Source organism: Cupriavidus sp. 22TCCZM04-2 (assembly GCF_057798895.1).
This window is the reverse complement of the sequence record NZ_JBYOJS010000016.1, coordinates 110,489-125,247: the sequence shown is the minus strand read 5'-3', so window position 1 is coordinate 125,247 and position 14,759 is coordinate 110,489. Positions and strand designations below refer to the sequence as shown.

Genomic DNA, 14,759 nt, shown 5'->3' with positions numbered 1-14,759 from the left:
GCGGCTGCTCCCTCTGCCAGTGCCGCCTATGGCGTTGCCTCCCGCGTCGCCTCCTGCGCCAGCGCCACGAAGTTCCGCGTCGTCGCGTTGCTCGGATCGGGCAGCGTCGCCAGGGCGATGCCGAAGTCCATCTGCTCGGGCAATCCGGTCAGCGGGATGTGGCGGATGCCTTCGCCGCCCAGCCGGGCGGTGGCGGCCGGCACGAGCGCGACGCCCAGGCCGCTTTCCACCAACGCGAGGATCGTCGGCACCTGCACGGCCTCCTGGGCAATAGGCGGACTGATGCCCGCTGCCTGGAAGGCGTACATCATCAGCGCGTGCATGGTCGGCACGCGGGCCTGCGAATAGACGATGAACGGTGTGTCGCCGAGCTCGGGGAGCGCGACGAACTTGCGCCCGGCCAGCGGCGAATCAATGCTCACCGCCAGCACCAGCGGGTCGGACTGGAGCAGGGTGACCTGCGCGGCAGTCTTGCCCAATACCGGATGACGGACCAGCGCGGCGTCGAGCGTGTGTTCCTCCACGGCCCGCAGCAGGTCGACGGTTGTGGATTCCTCGATCACCAGTTCCACGCGCGGATACCGGGTTCGGAAGGCGCGGATCAGACGAGGCATCAGGGAGTAGACCGACGAGCCGACAAAGCCCACGCGCAGCTTGCCGCGCTCGCCGGCATCGCCTTCGCTGGCCGCGCGGCGGATCTCGTCGGCGAAGAACAGGGTGTTGCGCATCTGCCGCAGCACCAGTTCGCCGACCGGCGTCAGCGTGAGGCCCGACGGCAGGCGGTCGAACAGCGTGGCGCCGAGTTCCTCCTCCAGCTTGCGGATGGCCGTGGACAGCGGTGGCTGCGCCATGCACAGGCGCTCGGCGGCGCGGTGGAAATTCAGGGTCTCGCTCAGGACGAGGGCCTGTCGCATCTGTCGGAGGTCCATCTCTGCTGCTCTGTGTTGCGGGATTAGCGGACTGCGCCTGCACCGCGCAGATGGTCGATGTCGTCAGGGCCGTAGCCGGCTGCAAACAGGATTTCGTCGGTGTGCTCGCCCAGCATCGGCGCGCGGTGGCGAACCGCGCCCGGGGTGTCGCTCAGCTTGATCGGCACGCCGGCGATCTTTACGCGCTGTGCCGAGCCGGGCTGCTCGACGTCCACCAGCATCTCCCGCACCGCATAGTGCGGATCGGCAAAGATCTCGGCGGACGTGCAGACCGGCCCGAACGGGACCTTGCCGCCCAGCACGGCGCCGATTTCCTCCTTGGTGCGCACGGACGTGAAGCCTTCCAGCAGGTCGATGACCTGCTGCGTGTTGGCGACCCGGGCTGCGTTGGTGGCGAAGGCCGGGTCCGTGCCCAGTTCGGGACGGCCGATGGCGGCGGCGAGCTTCTCCCACAGCGGATCATTGGCGACGGCGATCGAGACGTAGCCATCGCGCGCCCGGAACAGGCCGAACGGGCACAGCAGCGGATGGCGGTTGCCTTCGGGACCGGGCACCACGCCGGTGTACGAGGTCTGGTAGACGATGCGCTCGCACATGGCGAGCACGGCATCCGTCATCGCCACGTCCACGAACTGGCCCTTGCCGGTCTCCCGGACGCGATGGACGGCCGACAGGATGCCGATGCAAAGCATCAGTGCGGGGATCGTGTCGCCCACGCCAGGGCCGATCTTCATCGGGGTGTGGCGGTCGGGACCGGTGATGCCCATCATGCCGCCCATGGCCTGCGCGACCACGTCGTAGGCCGGCCAGTCCGCGTAGGGGCTGGCGCCCGAGCGCGGATCGCCGAAGCCGCGGACAGTGCCGTAGACAAGGCGGGGGTTGCTCTCCCGCAGCGTCTCCCAGCCCAGGCCGAGGCGCTCCATGACGCCAGCGCGGAAGTTCTCGACCACGATGTCGGCGCCGTCGATCAGCTTGCGCACGAGCGCCACGCCTTCGGCGGTCTTCAGGTCGACGGCAATCGAGCGTTTGTTCCGGTTGACGCTCTGGAAGTAGCCGCCGTACTCGCGCAGCGTGTCGTCCTCGCAGAAGGGGGCGGTCAGGCGCGTGCCGTCGCCCGCCATGGATTCGACCTTGATGACGTCCGCGCCGTGGTCGGCCAGCACCTGGGTGCAGAACGGGCCGGCCAGCATCTGCGTGAGGTCGATCACGCGCAGGCCGGCGAGCGCGCCGGTGGATGCCGGTCGTGTCATGCCGTCACCTTGCCCATCAGGGCGTCGGAAATGATGCGCATCTGGATTTCCGAGGTGCCCTCGAAGATCTTCGTCAGGCGCGCGTCGCGCCAGTAGCGCTCGGCGGCGAAATGCGTGGTGTAGCCCGCGCCGCCATGGATCTGCAGGCCCTCGCTGGTCACGCGCTCGCACATCTCGCTGGCGAACAGCTTGACCATCGACGCCTCGGTATCGGCCCGGCCGCCGTCGTCGATCTTCTCGCACACCGAATAGAGCAGCGCGCGCGACGCCTCGATCTGCGTGGCCATGTCGGCGATCTTGAAGCGGATGGCCTGGAAGTTGCCGATGGGCGAGCCGAACTGCGCGCGGTCGTGCGCGTACTGGATGGAGTCTTCCAGCGCGCCCTGCGCCAGGCCGATGGAGCGGGCGGCGGTGTGGGCGCGGGCGGTTTCGAGGCCGGCGGTGGCGAGGTAGAACGCCTTGCCTTCCTCACCGACCATCTTCGAATGCGGCACGCGGCAGCCGTCGAAGGCGAGTTCCCAGGTGGTCCAGCCGTGATAGCCGATCTTGGGGATGATGCTGCCGTTCACGCCCTCGGGCAGCTGGCCGCGCGGCTTCTCGACCATGAAGGCGGAAAGGCCCTTGTGGCGCGCCTTCGGGTCGACCACGGGATCGGTGCGGCAGATCACGAGGATGAAGTCCGCCTCGTCGGCAAAGGTGCACCAGTACTTGTTGCCGGTGATGACCCAGTCGTCGCCGTCGCGCACGGCGCGGCAGGAGATGTTGGCGACGTCGGAACCGGCATTGGGCTCGGAGAGCGAGAAGGCGCCGAGGAATTGGCCGGCCGCCATGCGCGGCAGGTATTCGGTCTTCTTTTCGGGCGTGAGCGCCTTGAGCGCGCCAATCAGGCCATTGCCGCGCGCGATCAGGCTGCCCACGCTCATCCAGCCGCGCGAGAGCTGCTCGGCGACGAGGCAGTACTCGTAGGCACCAAGGCCGAGGCCGCCGTATTCTTCGGGGATCAGGATGCCGAAATAGCCCAGCTCGGCCATTTCGTCGATCAGTTCGCGGGGAATCTGGCCCTTCTCCGGGTCCAGCTTGTTGGCCAGCGGCAGCACCCGTTCCATCGTGAACTGGCGTGCGGCTTCCTGGATCATGCGCCGTTCGGCGGTGAGCTTCTGCATCGGAATGTCTCTCAGCGAATTCTTCTCGCCGGCCCGGCGCGGCGGCCGGGCCGGTGCCCACGTCAGGCCAGGACGTTGCGCGGGTCGGCCTTCAGGACGAGTTCCCACGCCTCGCGGGCCATCGGCTGGCTCTTCTCTTCCAGCACGTGGGCCAGCAGGCCGGCCGAACGGCCCACCAGTGCCAGGCCGCGCCCGATCAGCGGGTCCAGGCCCATCGCGGCGATGATCGCGCCGATGGCACCCACCACGTTCATCGGCAGCTTGCGGTTGTGCTCGGTCATCAGCACTTCCGAGATGGCTTCCATCAGGCGCCAGTGCAGGCCGTAGTAGCCGTTCTCGCGCGACAGGTCGCGCAGGGCGGGCACACGCGGGTCGCCGTCGACGTGGATGGGGTGGCCCACGCCGAAGACTTGCTGGCGGCGCTCCTTGTGGCGGCGGATGACATCGCGCGCGGCCTGCATGACGTCCGGGTCGGTCGCATCGGCGCGCAGTTCCTTCGCGCCTTCGAGCAGCATCTCGGCGGCGTTCTGCATCGGGCCCAGGAACACGCTGCCCGCGCCGAGCAGGCCGGTTGCCACCGCGCCTTGCAGGGCTTCCGGCGCGCCGATGTATGTCAGGCGGGCCGACAGCGAGCTCGGGGTGATGCCATGGTCGGCGGTGGTCACCAGCAGCGCATTGACCATGACCTTCTCGCGCGGCGTGGGCATGCGCGAGAGCGTGGTGAAGAAGATCATGTCGACGAAGTCGAACTTGCCGATGATCTCGGTGGACAGGTTCTTGCCGCGCACCATGATGGTGTCGGTCGTCGTATAGCCGATTTCGGTCTTTACCATTGGGAAGGCTCCGTGCCACGGTAGGAGATGACGGCGTCCAGCGCCACCACGCCCTGGCCCTGCGGGCGCACCGCAAGGGGGTTGATTTCGAGTTCGTCGATGCGGTCGGCGTGCTTTGCCACGAAGTCCGACAACCTGACCAGCGTGTCCGCCAGGGCGTCGATGTCGTATGCCGCCTGGCCGCGATGGCCCTTCAGCAGTTCGTAGCAGCGCGTCTCGGCGATCATCGCGCGTGCCGATTGCGGCGTGAGCGGCAGCAGGCGGCGGCTGACGTCCTTGAACAGCTCGATGGCCACGCCGCCGAGGCCGAAGGTGCAGACGTGGCCGAACACCTCGTCGCGGTGGATGCCGACCACGGCCTCCACGAACGGCGACGGCAGCATCGGCTCGACCAGCACGCCTTCGATCCGGTCCGCGGGCGCGGCCTTGCAGCCGTTGGCGTGGATCTCCTCGAAGGCCGCGCGGGCGGCGTCTTCCGACGCAATGCCCAGGCGCACGCCGCCGATGTCGGTCTTGTGCGTGATGGCCGCGCTGACGATCTTCATGACGATCTTGCCGGTGCCTTGCGCGGCCACCTTGCGGAAGGCCTGCGCGGCCTCGTCGGCCGTGGTGGCGACCACGCCGCCCGGCACGGTCACGCCGGCGCTGGCCAGCAGGGCCTTGCCGGCGGCTTCGGACAGGGATGCAGAGGCGCCTTCGGCCTTGCGCGGAGCAATCTCGCCGAGCGGACGCCAGCCGTGATCGAACTGCGCCTGCCACTTGCCGTACTCGATGAACCGCTTCACGGCCAGCACCGCGTTGCCGACCGCGCGCATGGGCATCAGGCCGCCCTCGATCATCTTGCGCTGGCCTTCGCCGGTGCGGTCGCTCATCCAGACCGGCACGATGGGCGTGCTTTCCTCGGACTGCACGCGGACCATGCTGTCGGCCAGCATGGCGCTGGTCTTGCCGTACTCGACGGGAATCGGGACCAGCACGAGGTCGGTATTCGGGTCGCTGGCCGTGGCCTTGAGCGCGGCGTAGCCGACTTCGGCATTGACCAGCACCTCGGCGGTCACGTCCACCGGGTTGTCGAAGGCGGCATAGCCGGGCAGGGCGCGGCCCAGCGCTTCAAGCGTCTGCGGCGCGAACCTCGACAGCGTCAGGCCGGCGATGCCCACCATGTCGGTGCACAGCGCCGCCGTGCCGCCCGAGAAGCTGTAGACGGCGAGCTGCTCCTTGCCGGTCGGCGTGGCGCGCGACAGCAGCGAGGCCACGTCGATCAGTTCGTCGATGTCGTCGACCTCGATGATGCCGAGTTCGCGGAACACCGCGCTGTTGATCTCGGCCACGCCGGCGATGGCGGCGGTGTGCGAGGCGGCGGCCTTGGCGCCGATTTCCGACTTGCCGACCTTCAGCGCCACGATGGGCTTGCCCCGGCGCGCGGCATGCAGCGCGGCGGCCATGAAGCGCGGGCCGTTGCGCACGCCTTCGAGCGTGGTGACGATGACCTTGATGTCGGGCGCATCCGCCATGTAGTGGATATAGTCGCTGACCTCCAGGTCGGCCTCGTTGCCGCCCGAGCACCACAGGCCGATGCCGACGCCGCGGTCCATCGACTGGATGAACGAGCGGCCCAGCCCGCCGCCCTGCGTGGCCACGCCGATGGGGCCGGGCCTGGCGTTGTCGATGCGCCAGGCCGGCGAGAACGTCATGCCGAGGCGCGCGTTCATGTTGTTCAGGCCGGGACAGTTCGGGCCGTAGATGCGCATGCCGGTCCTGGCGACGATTTCGCGCATCTCTGCCTCGACGGCGCGGCCTTCGTCACCGGTCTCGCCGAAGCCGGAGGTGAAGACGATCGCGAACTTCACGCCGCACTCGCCGCATTCGCGCAGCGAGTCGAGCACCATGTCGGCGCGCACGGCGAGGATGGCGAGGTCGGGCACGGCGCCGAGGTCGCGCACCGAGGGGTAGCACGGGCGGCCGTGGATTTCCTTGCGGCCCGGGTTGACCAGGTGCAGGTCGCCCTGGAACTGCGAGTAGACCGTCAGGTTCTCGAAGGTACGGGCACCGATGCTGTCGGGCTTCTCGGAAGCGCCCACCAGCACGATCGAGCGCGGCTCGACCAGGCGGCTGAGGTCGCTGAACCAGAGGCCGTTGGCGTCTGGCTTGGCGGTCATTGTGCTTCTCCCGACGTGCGGCGCTTGAACAGGCAGGTCGCGGCCATCTCGGCCACGACTTCGCCGCGCTGGTTCACGGCCTTGCGCAGGAAGCTGACGATGCCGCGGTCCGGGCGGCTGGTCGGCTTCTGCTCGGTGACTTCGATCTCCACGCGGATGGTGTCGCCGATGAAGGTCGGCTTCGGGAACTTCAGGCGGTTTTCCAGCACGCTGAACAGCGACCCTTCGAAGAACTGGTTCGGGATCGAGCGCGAGGTCAGGCCGGCCATGAACGCGGCGACCAGCATGCCGTGGGCGATGCGCTGGCCGAAGATGGTGCCCTTCGCGTACTCGGCGTCGACGTGGACCTTGTTGAAGTCGCCGGTGAGCGCGGCGAAGGCGGCCACGTCGGCCTCGGTGATGGTGCGCGACGAGGTGTTGTAGGTCATGCCCGGCGCCAGGTCTTCCCAGTAGAGCGTGGTCTGGGCGATCTGGTCGAGGATGGCGGGTTGGGTCATGCTGCGTATCTCCTGGTGTCTTTGTGTTCAGGTCAGGGCGCTGATGCCGAGGATTTCGCGGCCGATGATCAGCGTCTGGATTTCGGTGGTGCCCTCGGGGATCATCCCGCCGCGGGTGTCGCGGAAGATCCGTTCGATGGGGTAGTCGGTGGCGTAGCCGATGCCGCCGTGTACCTGCAGCGCGAGGTTGGCGACCTCGAAGGCGGCCTCGGTGGCGTACAGCTTCGCGATCGAGCACTCGGTGCGCGAGGTGCCGTTCTGCATCGAGCGGGCGGCACGGTAGCCGAGCGAGCGCGCGGCCTGCACGCGCATCGTCATGTCGACGATGTGCTTCTGCACGAGCTGGAACGAGCCGATCTGGCGGCCGAACTGCTTGCGCTGCAGCGCGTAGTCGATGGACAGGTCGAGTGCGCACTGCGCCGCGCCCACCGCGCCCATCGCCACGTTCAGGCGGCCGAAGTTCAGGCCGATCAGGATCTGGCGCAGGCCCTGGCCTTCGGTGCCGATCAGGTTGGCGGCCGGGATTTCGGCGTTGTCGAAGCTGAATGCGGCGGTGCCGGTGCTGCGGGTGAACACCACGTCGACCGGAGTGGCGTCGTACTTGGTCACGTCGTGCTCGACCAGGAACAGCGACAGCTCGCCGTTGCAGGTCTCGCTGTAGGTGCGGGCGACAACGATGCCGAAGTCGGCGAATATGCCGTTGGTCACCCACAGCTTGCTGCCGTTCAGGACGTAGCGGTCGCCGCGCTTGTCGGCGCGGGTCTTGACCTCGGCCACGTTCGAGCCCACGTCCGGCTCGGAGATCGACACGAACGGCTTGCGCTCGTTGCGCAGCAGCGGGCGCACGAAGCGCGCCTTCTGTTCCTCGGTGCCGTAGGCGTTGATGATGCCGGAGACAATGTTCAGCCCGTTGAGCAGGATGCGCAGCGACAGCCAGCTGTAGCCGGCTTCTTCCATCATCACGGCCCAGGTCGGGTAGTCGAGGCCCAGGCCGCCGTCGGCTTCCGGCAGGATGCCGCCGAAGTAGCCGAAGTCGATCAGGCCGGTCATGGCCTCGTGCGGGAACTTCTTGTCGCGCTCCGCCTGCGGGATGCGCGGCGCGATGTTCTCCTTGAGGTAGCGGCGAATGTTGTCGCGCAGCAGTTGCTGGTCGCTGTCGAGACCGTCAACGTCAACCATCGGATCAGCCATAGCGGCCTCCCGTCACGAACAGGGTGGTGCCGGTGATGTAGCGGGCGTGCTCCGAAGCCATGAAGCACACGGCGCCGGCGATGTCGCTGGTCTGGCCCGGGAAGGTGACCGCGTTCTTTGCCATCACGTTGGCAAGGATGGTCTCGTAGTTGGGCAGGCTCTTGATGTACTCGGTCTCGATGTAGCCCGGGGCGATGGCGTTGACCGTCACGCCCTTGCGTGCCTGCTCCAGCGACAGCGCGCGGGTCAGGCCGAGGATCCCGGCCTTGGCGGTCGAGTAGTTGGCCTGGCCCGGGTTGCCGAACAGCGCGCGCGAGCTGATGTTGATGATGCGGCCCCAGCCGCGTTCATGCATCGCGGGCAGCACGGCGCGGCAGCAATGGAAGGCGCCCTTCAGGGTGACGTCGAGCACCAGGTCCCAGTCGGCTTCTTCCATCTTGAGGATGGTGCGGTCCTTGACCAGGCCGGCGTTGTTCACCAGCACGTCGATGCGGCCGAAGGCTTCCAGCGCGGCGCCGGCAAGCTGCTTGACCTGTTCTTCCTTGCGCACGTCGCAGGCCACGGCGATGGCCTTGCCGCCGGCAGCCTCGATGATGCGGGCGTTCTCTTCGGCTTCAGCGAGGTCGAGATCGGTCACGACGACCGAAGCGCCTTCCTTCGCCAGCATGCGTGCCGTCTCGGCACCGATGCCGCGCGCCGAGCCGGTGATGATCGCCACGCGATCGTTCAATCCAAGATCCATGTCTTCTCCAGTTGTTGCGTGTTGCCGGTTGCGTAATTGCCAGATTGGGGCGGGTCAGTTGTCGGCCTGCAGCGCCTGGCTGATTTCGCGCAGCGCCGACAGATAGGGTTCCCGGTTCTTCTCGATGCGGTCGACCGGTCCGGCCAGCGAGAGCCCGACGGGCTGTCCGCCCATCCAGAGCGAGACCGCCAGCGCCGTCACGCCGGGCGTGCCTTCGTCGTGGGCCTCGTACCAGCCAAGCTCGCGGCCGCGCTGGAGCTGATCCAGCAGGCGGTCCACGTCGACCACGGTGTGCGGGGTGACGGCGGGACGGCGGATGGCGTCGAGGCGGGCGCGGGCCTCCTCCTCGGGCAGCAGGCCCAGCATCGACTTGCCCAGCGCCGACGCATGCAGCGCCACACGCTCGCCCACGTCGAGGATGTAGCGCAGCGGCAGCCGGCTGGCGGCGGCGGCTGCCACCTTGACGGCCATTGGCTCCAGGACGCCGAAGAAGGCACTTTCATTGGTGCGCTCCGAGAGTTGCTCCACGGCCTCCTGCGCCAGCGCGGTCAGCGGGTCGCTCTCGGCGATGCGGCGCGCGGTCTCCAGCAGCCGGCCGCTCGGATAGAAGCGGCGGGTGCGTGAGGTGCGCATCAGGTAGCCGAGGGAATGCAGGGTGTGGAGCAGGTCGGAGCAACTGCTGTCCGCCAGCGACAGCAGCCGCGCCACGTCCGAATTCGACAGGTCGCGCTGCTCGCGGGCGAAGACTTCGAATACGGCCATCGTGCGGCTGGCGGCGGGAATCAGCGTGGGCAATTCAGGCTCCGGAAAAACTAGGCGTTGGTACGGTGTATGGGAAAACAATACGAGACTTCGCAAAATCATGCAACAGATTTCGAGATTTAGGACTAGAATTCGAATGGTCGTAAAACGGCCGTGCGGTTTCATATGGCGCCTGCGACGCCGGGTGCACATGCGGGTCCGCTCAAACAATGCCTTGAGGGGGAAACCCTTGGGCAACGACAGGAGACGCAAATGCAGGAAACGAAGCGCCAGCTCCTCAGACAGGTACTGGCATACGGGGCGGCGGTGGCCGTGTTGGGCATTGGTGGCCTCACACCCGCTGTAGCCGCGGAGGACCACTACCCGGCCAAGCCGGTCACGCTGATCGTGCCGGGGCCGCCCGGCGGCATCACCGACCAGTTGGGCCGGCTGGTCGCCAGCCAGATGACCTCGCGCTACGGCGTGCGCGTGGTGGTGGAGAACCGCCCGGGTGCGGGCGGCAACCTGGCGACCGAGGTGGCGGCCCGTGCCGAGCCGGACGGCTACACGCTGCTGCTGGGGACGCAGGGCACCATGGCCACGAACCAGTATCTCTACAAGGGACTGCGCTTCGACCCGGCGCGGGACTTCGTGCCGGTGCACGCGCTGATGTCGTCGCCCAACCTGCTGGTGGTGAAGAGTTCGGCGCCGTTCCAGTCGGTGAAGGATCTGGTGGCCTATGCCAAGGAGCATCCCGGCAAGCTCGCGGTGGCGTCGGCCGGCAATGGCACGGCGACGCATCTGGCGGCAGAGCTTTTCCAGTCGGAAGCGGGCGTGAAGTTTGTCCACGTTCCCTATAAGGGCAGCGCCCCGGCCATCACCGACCTGCTCGGCGGACAGGTCGACCTGACCTTCGACTATCCGGCCTCGACGCTCGCACAGGTGCAGGGCGGCAAGCTGCGGGCGCTGGCGGTCATGGGGGCGGCACGCCTGCCGGCGTTGCCGCAGGTGCCGACGATTGCCGAGGCGGGCTATCCATCGGCGCAGTCCACGGCATGGATCGGGCTGTTCTTTCCGGCGCACACTCCGGCTTCGGTAGTGAAGCGTTGGGAGAAGGATGTGTCAGCCATGCTCCAGGACCCATCCAGCGTGCAGGCGCTGGACCGCATCGGCGGCATGCCGCTGCGCCTCGACAGCGCGCAGTTCGGCGCCTACGTGCAGTCGGAGCGGGCGCGGTGGAAGGGGACGATCCTGCGGTCGGGGGCGACGGTGGACTGACGGAAAGCGAAACAGGCCGGTAGCGAGCCGGCCTGTCGGATGAGGCGGGAGCGCAGGAAGCTACTTCGGCTGCATCCGGATCGCCCCATCCAGCCGGATCACTTCGCCGTTCAGCATGGTGTTCCCGATCACCGCTTCCACCAGCTTCGCGTACTCGGCGGGCCGCCCCAGGCGCGAAGGAAAGGGCACCATCCGGCCGAGCGCATCGCGCACCGTTTCCGGCAGGCCGAGCAGCATCGGTGTCTCGAACAGGCCCGGTGCGATGGTCAGGCAGCGCACGCCGTCGCGGGCGAGGTCGCGGGCGACGGCCAGCGTCATCGACGCCACGCCGCCCTTCGACGCGGCGTATGCCGCCTGCCCGATCTGCCCCTCGAACGCCGCCACCGAGGCGGTGTTGACGATCACGCCTCGCTCGCCGCCCGCGTCGGGCGTGTTGCCGATCATCGCGGCAGCCGCGAGGCGCGCCATGTTGAACGTGCCGACCAGGTTGATGCGGACGGTGCGCTCGAAGACATCGAGCGGATGGGGGCCGTCCTTGCCGACGGTCTTGCACGCAGGCGCCACGCCTGCGCAGTTGACCAGCCCGGCCAGCCGGCCAAGGGCGGTGGCGGCGTCCACGGCGGCGCGGCCATCGGCCTCGCTGCTGACGTCGCAGCGCACGAAGCGCCCGCCCAGCGTGGCGGCGAGCGCCTCGCCGGCAGGGTTGACGTCGGCAATGACGACTTTGCCGCCGGCTGCGGCCAGAAGGCGGGCGGTGGCTTCACCGAGGCCCGAGGCGCCGCCGGTGACGAGGAAGACGTTGTCGCGGATTTCCATGGCGTGTCCCCTTAACGCTTCAGCTTCGCCATGTAGCTGTCGAGCGCAGCCTCGTGGTCGGCGGTGTGGTGGGCCAGCGCCTGGAAGCCGGCGGACATTTCAAGGATGGTGTCGAGGCGGGCGTGCTGGCCTTCCTTCAGCAGCCGCTTCGCCATGCGCAGCGCATGGCCCGGATTGGCGGCGATGCGTTGCGCCAGCTCCATCGCCGCGGGCATCAGCGCCTCGGGCGGCACCACGCGGGAAACCAGGCCCCATTCGAGCGCCTGCGCGGCGTCGATGGTGTCGCCGGTAAAGCAAAGCTCCGCCGCGCGCGACATGCCGACGGCACGCGGCAGCAACCACGCGCCGCCGTCGCCCGGGATCAGGCCGAGCTTGACGAAGGTGGCGGCGAAGATGGCCTTCTCGGACGCGATGCGGATGTCGCAGGTGCAGACCAGATCATTGCCCGCGCCGAGTGCCGGACCGTTGACGGCGGCGATCACCGGCACTTCCAGGTTCGAGAGCGCCAGTGGCAGGCGCTGGATGCCATCGCGGTAGGCATAGCGGGCCATTACCGGCTCGCCCGACTCGCGGCCGAAGGTTTCACGCAGGCTCTTCAGGTTGCCGCCGGAGGAAAAGGCCGGACCGGCGCCAGTGAGCACGACCACGCGCACGGCATGGTCGCGGTTCACGGCTTCGCACATCTCGACCAGTGCCTCCACGGCGTCGTTGTCCGAGAGTGCGTTGCGCGTCTCCGGACGGTTCATGGTGACGATGGCGATGGCGCCTTCGCGTTGGATATCGAGGAAAGGACTCATGGTTTGCGTAGGCATGTAGAGGGGCCGGATGCTCCGGCCGATTGGGAACGAGGCATGTTCAGGAGGACCTGCACGCCTGTTCCGACGCGATACGCGCCGCCTCGATCCGGTCGGGCGGCAGCCAGCCAGCCAGGACTTGCGCGATATCGCGCGCATCGGGTGCTCGCGGCGCCGAGGGCGGCACCGACGGCGTGCGGCTGAAGCGCGGCGCGGGGCCGGGATGCATGATCCCATCGACCTCGACGAACGTTCCGCGCGCTTGCAGGTGCGGGTGGCGGGGCGCTTCCTCGTAGCTGAGAACGGGAGCGAAGCAGGCGTCGGTGCCTTCCAGCAGGGCGCACCATTCGTCGCGGGTGCGCGTGCGGAAGACCTCGGCCAGCGCGGCGCTGGCGGCGTCCCAGTTGGCGGGGTCGGTCTGGGCGCCAAGGCTGACCGGCTCCACGCCGATCAGGGCGAGCAGGTCGCGGTAGAAGCGCGCCTCGATCGGGCCGATCGAGATCCAGCCACCGTCCTTGCACTGGTAGACGTTGTAGTAGTGCGCGCCGGAGTCGAGGACGTTGGTGCCGCGCTCCTGGCGCCACTGGCCGGCGGCCGTCATGCCGAAGAACACAGCGCCCAGTGCGGCGGCGCCGTCGACGATGGCTGCGTCGACCACCTGTCCCTTGCCGGACCTGCCGGCCTCGATAAGCGCGGCGAGCACGCCGGAAACGAGGAACATGCCGCCGCCGGCGAAGTCGCCCAGGTAGGCCGGGGGAATCGCCGGCGGTCCGCCGCGCTGGCCGATGGCGTTGAGCGCCCCGGTGAGGGCGATGTAGTTGATGTCGTGGCCGGCCGTGTGTGCCAGCGGACCGTGCTGGCCCCAGCCGGTGATGCGGCCGTAGACGAGGCGCGGATTGCGCGCCAGGCAGGCGTCCGGGCCGAGGCCCATGCGCTCGGTCACGCCGGGACGGAAGCCCTCGATCAGTGCGTCAGCCTTCTCGACCAGTTCGAGCACGGTGGCGACGGCCTGCGGGTCCTTCAGGTCCAGCACGATCGGCTTGCGGTTGCGCAGCATAAGGTCGAAGCGGCGCTCGCGCTTCACGCCGAGGTCGGCGTCGCCCGGTCGCTCGATGCGCAGCACTTCCGCGCCCATGTCGGCCAGGATCATGCCGGCCAGCGGGCCGGGGCCGATCCCGGCCAGTTCGATGACCCTGATGCCCGCGAGCGGGCCTTTCTTCACGTCTGGTGCTTGCATGGGAAGTCCTTACTCCACCGGAATGCCGGCGGTCCTGACGATGTCGCGCGTGCGCTGTATCTCGGCGAGCTGGAAGTCGCGCAACTGCTGCGGGCCGCCCGGGTAGACGGTGGCGCCAAGGTTTTCGATGAACTTCACGCTGTCGGGTTGCTGCATCCCCGTGCGCACGGCGTCCGAAAGCGCCTTGACGACCGGCGCGGGCACCCTGGCCGGGGCGAACAGGCCAGTCCAGGCAGTGACCTCGAAGCCTGGCGCGCCGCTTTCGGCCACCGTGGGCACCTTTGGCAGTTCCTTCAGGCGGCGGGAGTCGGTCACGGCCAGCGCGCGCATGCGGCCGGCGCGGATCAGCGGCAGTACCGCGCTGATCTCGCCGATGGAGTAGTCCACGTTGCCGGCGGCCGTGTCGGTCATGGCCGGCGCGGTGCCCTTGTACGCAATGGGGTTGCCCTTAATGCCGAAGCGTTCATGGAACAGTTCGACGTAGACCTGGTAGCCCGCGCTGCCGGCAGCGAAATTCAGCTTGCCGGGCGTCTTGCGGGCGGCGCTGACGAGGTCGCCGAGCGTCCTGTACGGGGAGCTGGACGGCACCACCACGACCATGGCGAAACGCGCGATGCGCTCCACCGGCACGAAGTCCTTGACCGGGTCGTAGGGCAGGGTTTTGAACACGGCAGCGTTCGTGACCATCGACGAGTTGCTGCCGATGAACAGCGTGTAGCCGTCGGGCGCCGCCTCGGCCGCCGCGCGCGCGCCGATGAAGCCGTTGGCGCCGGGGCGGTTCTCGACCACGAAAGGCTGGTGGAACGTCTCGGACAGATGCTGAGCGATGAAGCGGGCCGTGGTGTCGGCGCCACTGCCCGGCGGCAGCGACACGATGATCTTGACCGGATGGTTCGGGTAGTCGGTCTGGGCCAGTGCCAGGGAGCCGGGCAACACAGGGGGCAAAGCGAATAGCGCCAGCGATGCCACAATCCGGCGTCGCCTGGCGGAGTGGAAGGCCATGTCGTCTCCTTGTCTGTCGTATCGTTCTGTTCCCGGGAAGCCGGGCTCCATGGATGCTAAGGAGGCGGCGGCGATCTGGAAAATACTTTCGGTATGTCGATCAATACATGCGCTGTATCACGTGCTC

Annotated in this window: 14 protein-coding genes; 1 reads left to right on the top strand and 13 read right to left on the bottom strand. The window is 68.1% G+C overall.

Annotated features, from left to right (window positions below):
* Positions 1-26: 26 nt before the first annotated feature.
* The 9 genes from AC3FKG_RS22105 to AC3FKG_RS22065 all read right to left on the bottom strand — a co-directional run bounded on the left by AC3FKG_RS22105 (position 27) and on the right by AC3FKG_RS22065 (position 9,559).
* A complete protein-coding gene (locus AC3FKG_RS22105; RefSeq protein ID WP_483713687.1) occupies positions 27-929 on the bottom strand; it encodes a LysR family transcriptional regulator in 903 nt (300 codons plus the stop codon).
* Positions 930-952: 23 nt separating this feature from the next.
* Positions 953-2,179 carry a CaiB/BaiF CoA transferase family protein gene (locus tag AC3FKG_RS22100; RefSeq protein WP_483713688.1) on the bottom strand — a complete coding sequence of 409 codons (1,227 nt, stop codon included), beginning with the start codon at positions 2,177-2,179 and terminating at the stop codon, positions 953-955.
* A complete protein-coding gene (locus AC3FKG_RS22095; protein WP_483713689.1) occupies positions 2,176-3,342 on the bottom strand; it encodes an acyl-CoA dehydrogenase family protein in 1,167 nt (388 codons plus the stop codon). The genes AC3FKG_RS22100 and AC3FKG_RS22095 overlap by 4 nt, the downstream gene beginning before the upstream one ends.
* Before the next feature lie 62 nt (positions 3,343-3,404).
* Complete coding sequence (locus AC3FKG_RS22090; protein WP_488744121.1) at positions 3,405-4,175, bottom strand: citryl-CoA lyase; 771 nt, start codon at positions 4,173-4,175, stop codon at positions 3,405-3,407.
* Positions 4,169-6,334, bottom strand: a complete 2,166-nt coding sequence (locus tag AC3FKG_RS22085) for an acetate--CoA ligase family protein (protein WP_483713691.1) — start codon at positions 6,332-6,334, stop codon at positions 4,169-4,171. The genes AC3FKG_RS22090 and AC3FKG_RS22085 overlap by 7 nt, the downstream gene beginning before the upstream one ends.
* Entirely contained in the window at positions 6,331-6,831 is a 501-nt protein-coding gene (locus AC3FKG_RS22080) for a MaoC family dehydratase (protein ID WP_488744120.1), read from the bottom strand. The genes AC3FKG_RS22085 and AC3FKG_RS22080 overlap by 4 nt, the downstream gene beginning before the upstream one ends.
* A gap of 27 nt (positions 6,832-6,858) precedes the next feature.
* On the bottom strand, positions 6,859-8,022 hold the full coding sequence (locus AC3FKG_RS22075; RefSeq protein ID WP_488744119.1) for an acyl-CoA dehydrogenase family protein: 1,164 nt from the start codon (positions 8,020-8,022) through the stop codon (positions 6,859-6,861).
* Positions 8,015-8,764: an SDR family NAD(P)-dependent oxidoreductase gene (locus AC3FKG_RS22070; RefSeq protein ID WP_488744118.1), complete on the bottom strand. Its 750-nt coding sequence runs from the start codon at positions 8,762-8,764 to the stop codon at positions 8,015-8,017. The genes AC3FKG_RS22075 and AC3FKG_RS22070 overlap by 8 nt, the downstream gene beginning before the upstream one ends.
* 54 nt (positions 8,765-8,818) lie before the next feature.
* Positions 8,819-9,559: an IclR family transcriptional regulator gene (locus AC3FKG_RS22065; protein WP_483713697.1), complete on the bottom strand. Its 741-nt coding sequence runs from the start codon at positions 9,557-9,559 to the stop codon at positions 8,819-8,821.
* 219 nt (positions 9,560-9,778) lie between these two features.
* Between AC3FKG_RS22065 and AC3FKG_RS22060 the strand changes: the two genes are divergently transcribed.
* Positions 9,779-10,783 carry a Bug family tripartite tricarboxylate transporter substrate binding protein gene (locus tag AC3FKG_RS22060; protein WP_488744117.1) on the top strand — a complete coding sequence of 335 codons (1,005 nt, stop codon included), beginning with the start codon at positions 9,779-9,781 and terminating at the stop codon, positions 10,781-10,783.
* Positions 10,784-10,843: 60 nt separating this feature from the next.
* On the opposite strand, the gene AC3FKG_RS22055 is transcribed toward AC3FKG_RS22060, so the two are convergent.
* From AC3FKG_RS22055 to AC3FKG_RS22040, 4 genes are read right to left on the bottom strand one after another with little or no spacing between them, the layout of a single operon-like run.
* Entirely contained in the window at positions 10,844-11,599 is a 756-nt protein-coding gene (locus tag AC3FKG_RS22055; protein ID WP_483713700.1) for a 3-hydroxyacyl-CoA dehydrogenase, read from the bottom strand.
* An 11-nt stretch (positions 11,600-11,610) separates the two neighbouring features.
* Entirely contained in the window at positions 11,611-12,396 is a 786-nt protein-coding gene (locus AC3FKG_RS22050) for a crotonase/enoyl-CoA hydratase family protein (RefSeq protein ID WP_483714477.1), read from the bottom strand.
* A gap of 58 nt (positions 12,397-12,454) precedes the next feature.
* A complete protein-coding gene (locus AC3FKG_RS22045; RefSeq protein ID WP_483713701.1) occupies positions 12,455-13,630 on the bottom strand; it encodes a CaiB/BaiF CoA transferase family protein in 1,176 nt (391 codons plus the stop codon).
* Between the two features lie 9 nt (positions 13,631-13,639).
* The gene (locus AC3FKG_RS22040; RefSeq protein ID WP_483713702.1) at positions 13,640-14,632 is read right to left on the bottom strand and encodes a Bug family tripartite tricarboxylate transporter substrate binding protein; all 993 of its coding nucleotides are present in this window, start codon (positions 14,630-14,632) and stop codon (positions 13,640-13,642) included.
* Positions 14,633-14,759: the final 127 nt, after the last annotated feature.

Coding starts and splice junctions, on each gene's coding strand:
- AC3FKG_RS22105 (WP_483713687.1), bottom strand. CDS start 929: ATGGACCTCCGACAGATGCGACAGGCCCTCGTCCTGAGCGAGACCCTG.
- AC3FKG_RS22100 (WP_483713688.1), bottom strand. CDS start 2,179: ATGACACGACCGGCATCCACCGGCGCGCTCGCCGGCCTGCGCGTGATC.
- AC3FKG_RS22095 (WP_483713689.1), bottom strand. CDS start 3,342: ATGCAGAAGCTCACCGCCGAACGGCGCATGATCCAGGAAGCCGCACGC.
- AC3FKG_RS22090 (WP_488744121.1), bottom strand. CDS start 4,175: ATGGTAAAGACCGAAATCGGCTATACGACGACCGACACCATCATGGTG.
- AC3FKG_RS22085 (WP_483713691.1), bottom strand. CDS start 6,334: ATGACCGCCAAGCCAGACGCCAACGGCCTCTGGTTCAGCGACCTCAGC.
- AC3FKG_RS22080 (WP_488744120.1), bottom strand. CDS start 6,831: ATGACCCAACCCGCCATCCTCGACCAGATCGCCCAGACCACGCTCTAC.
- AC3FKG_RS22075 (WP_488744119.1), bottom strand. CDS start 8,022: ATGGCTGATCCGATGGTTGACGTTGACGGTCTCGACAGCGACCAGCAA.
- AC3FKG_RS22070 (WP_488744118.1), bottom strand. CDS start 8,764: ATGGATCTTGGATTGAACGATCGCGTGGCGATCATCACCGGCTCGGCG.
- AC3FKG_RS22060 (WP_488744117.1), top strand. CDS start 9,779: ATGCAGGAAACGAAGCGCCAGCTCCTCAGACAGGTACTGGCATACGGG.
- AC3FKG_RS22055 (WP_483713700.1), bottom strand. CDS start 11,599: ATGGAAATCCGCGACAACGTCTTCCTCGTCACCGGCGGCGCCTCGGGC.
- AC3FKG_RS22050 (WP_483714477.1), bottom strand. CDS start 12,396: ATGAGTCCTTTCCTCGATATCCAACGCGAAGGCGCCATCGCCATCGTC.
- AC3FKG_RS22045 (WP_483713701.1), bottom strand. CDS start 13,630: ATGCAAGCACCAGACGTGAAGAAAGGCCCGCTCGCGGGCATCAGGGTC.
- AC3FKG_RS22040 (WP_483713702.1), bottom strand. CDS start 14,632: ATGGCCTTCCACTCCGCCAGGCGACGCCGGATTGTGGCATCGCTGGCG.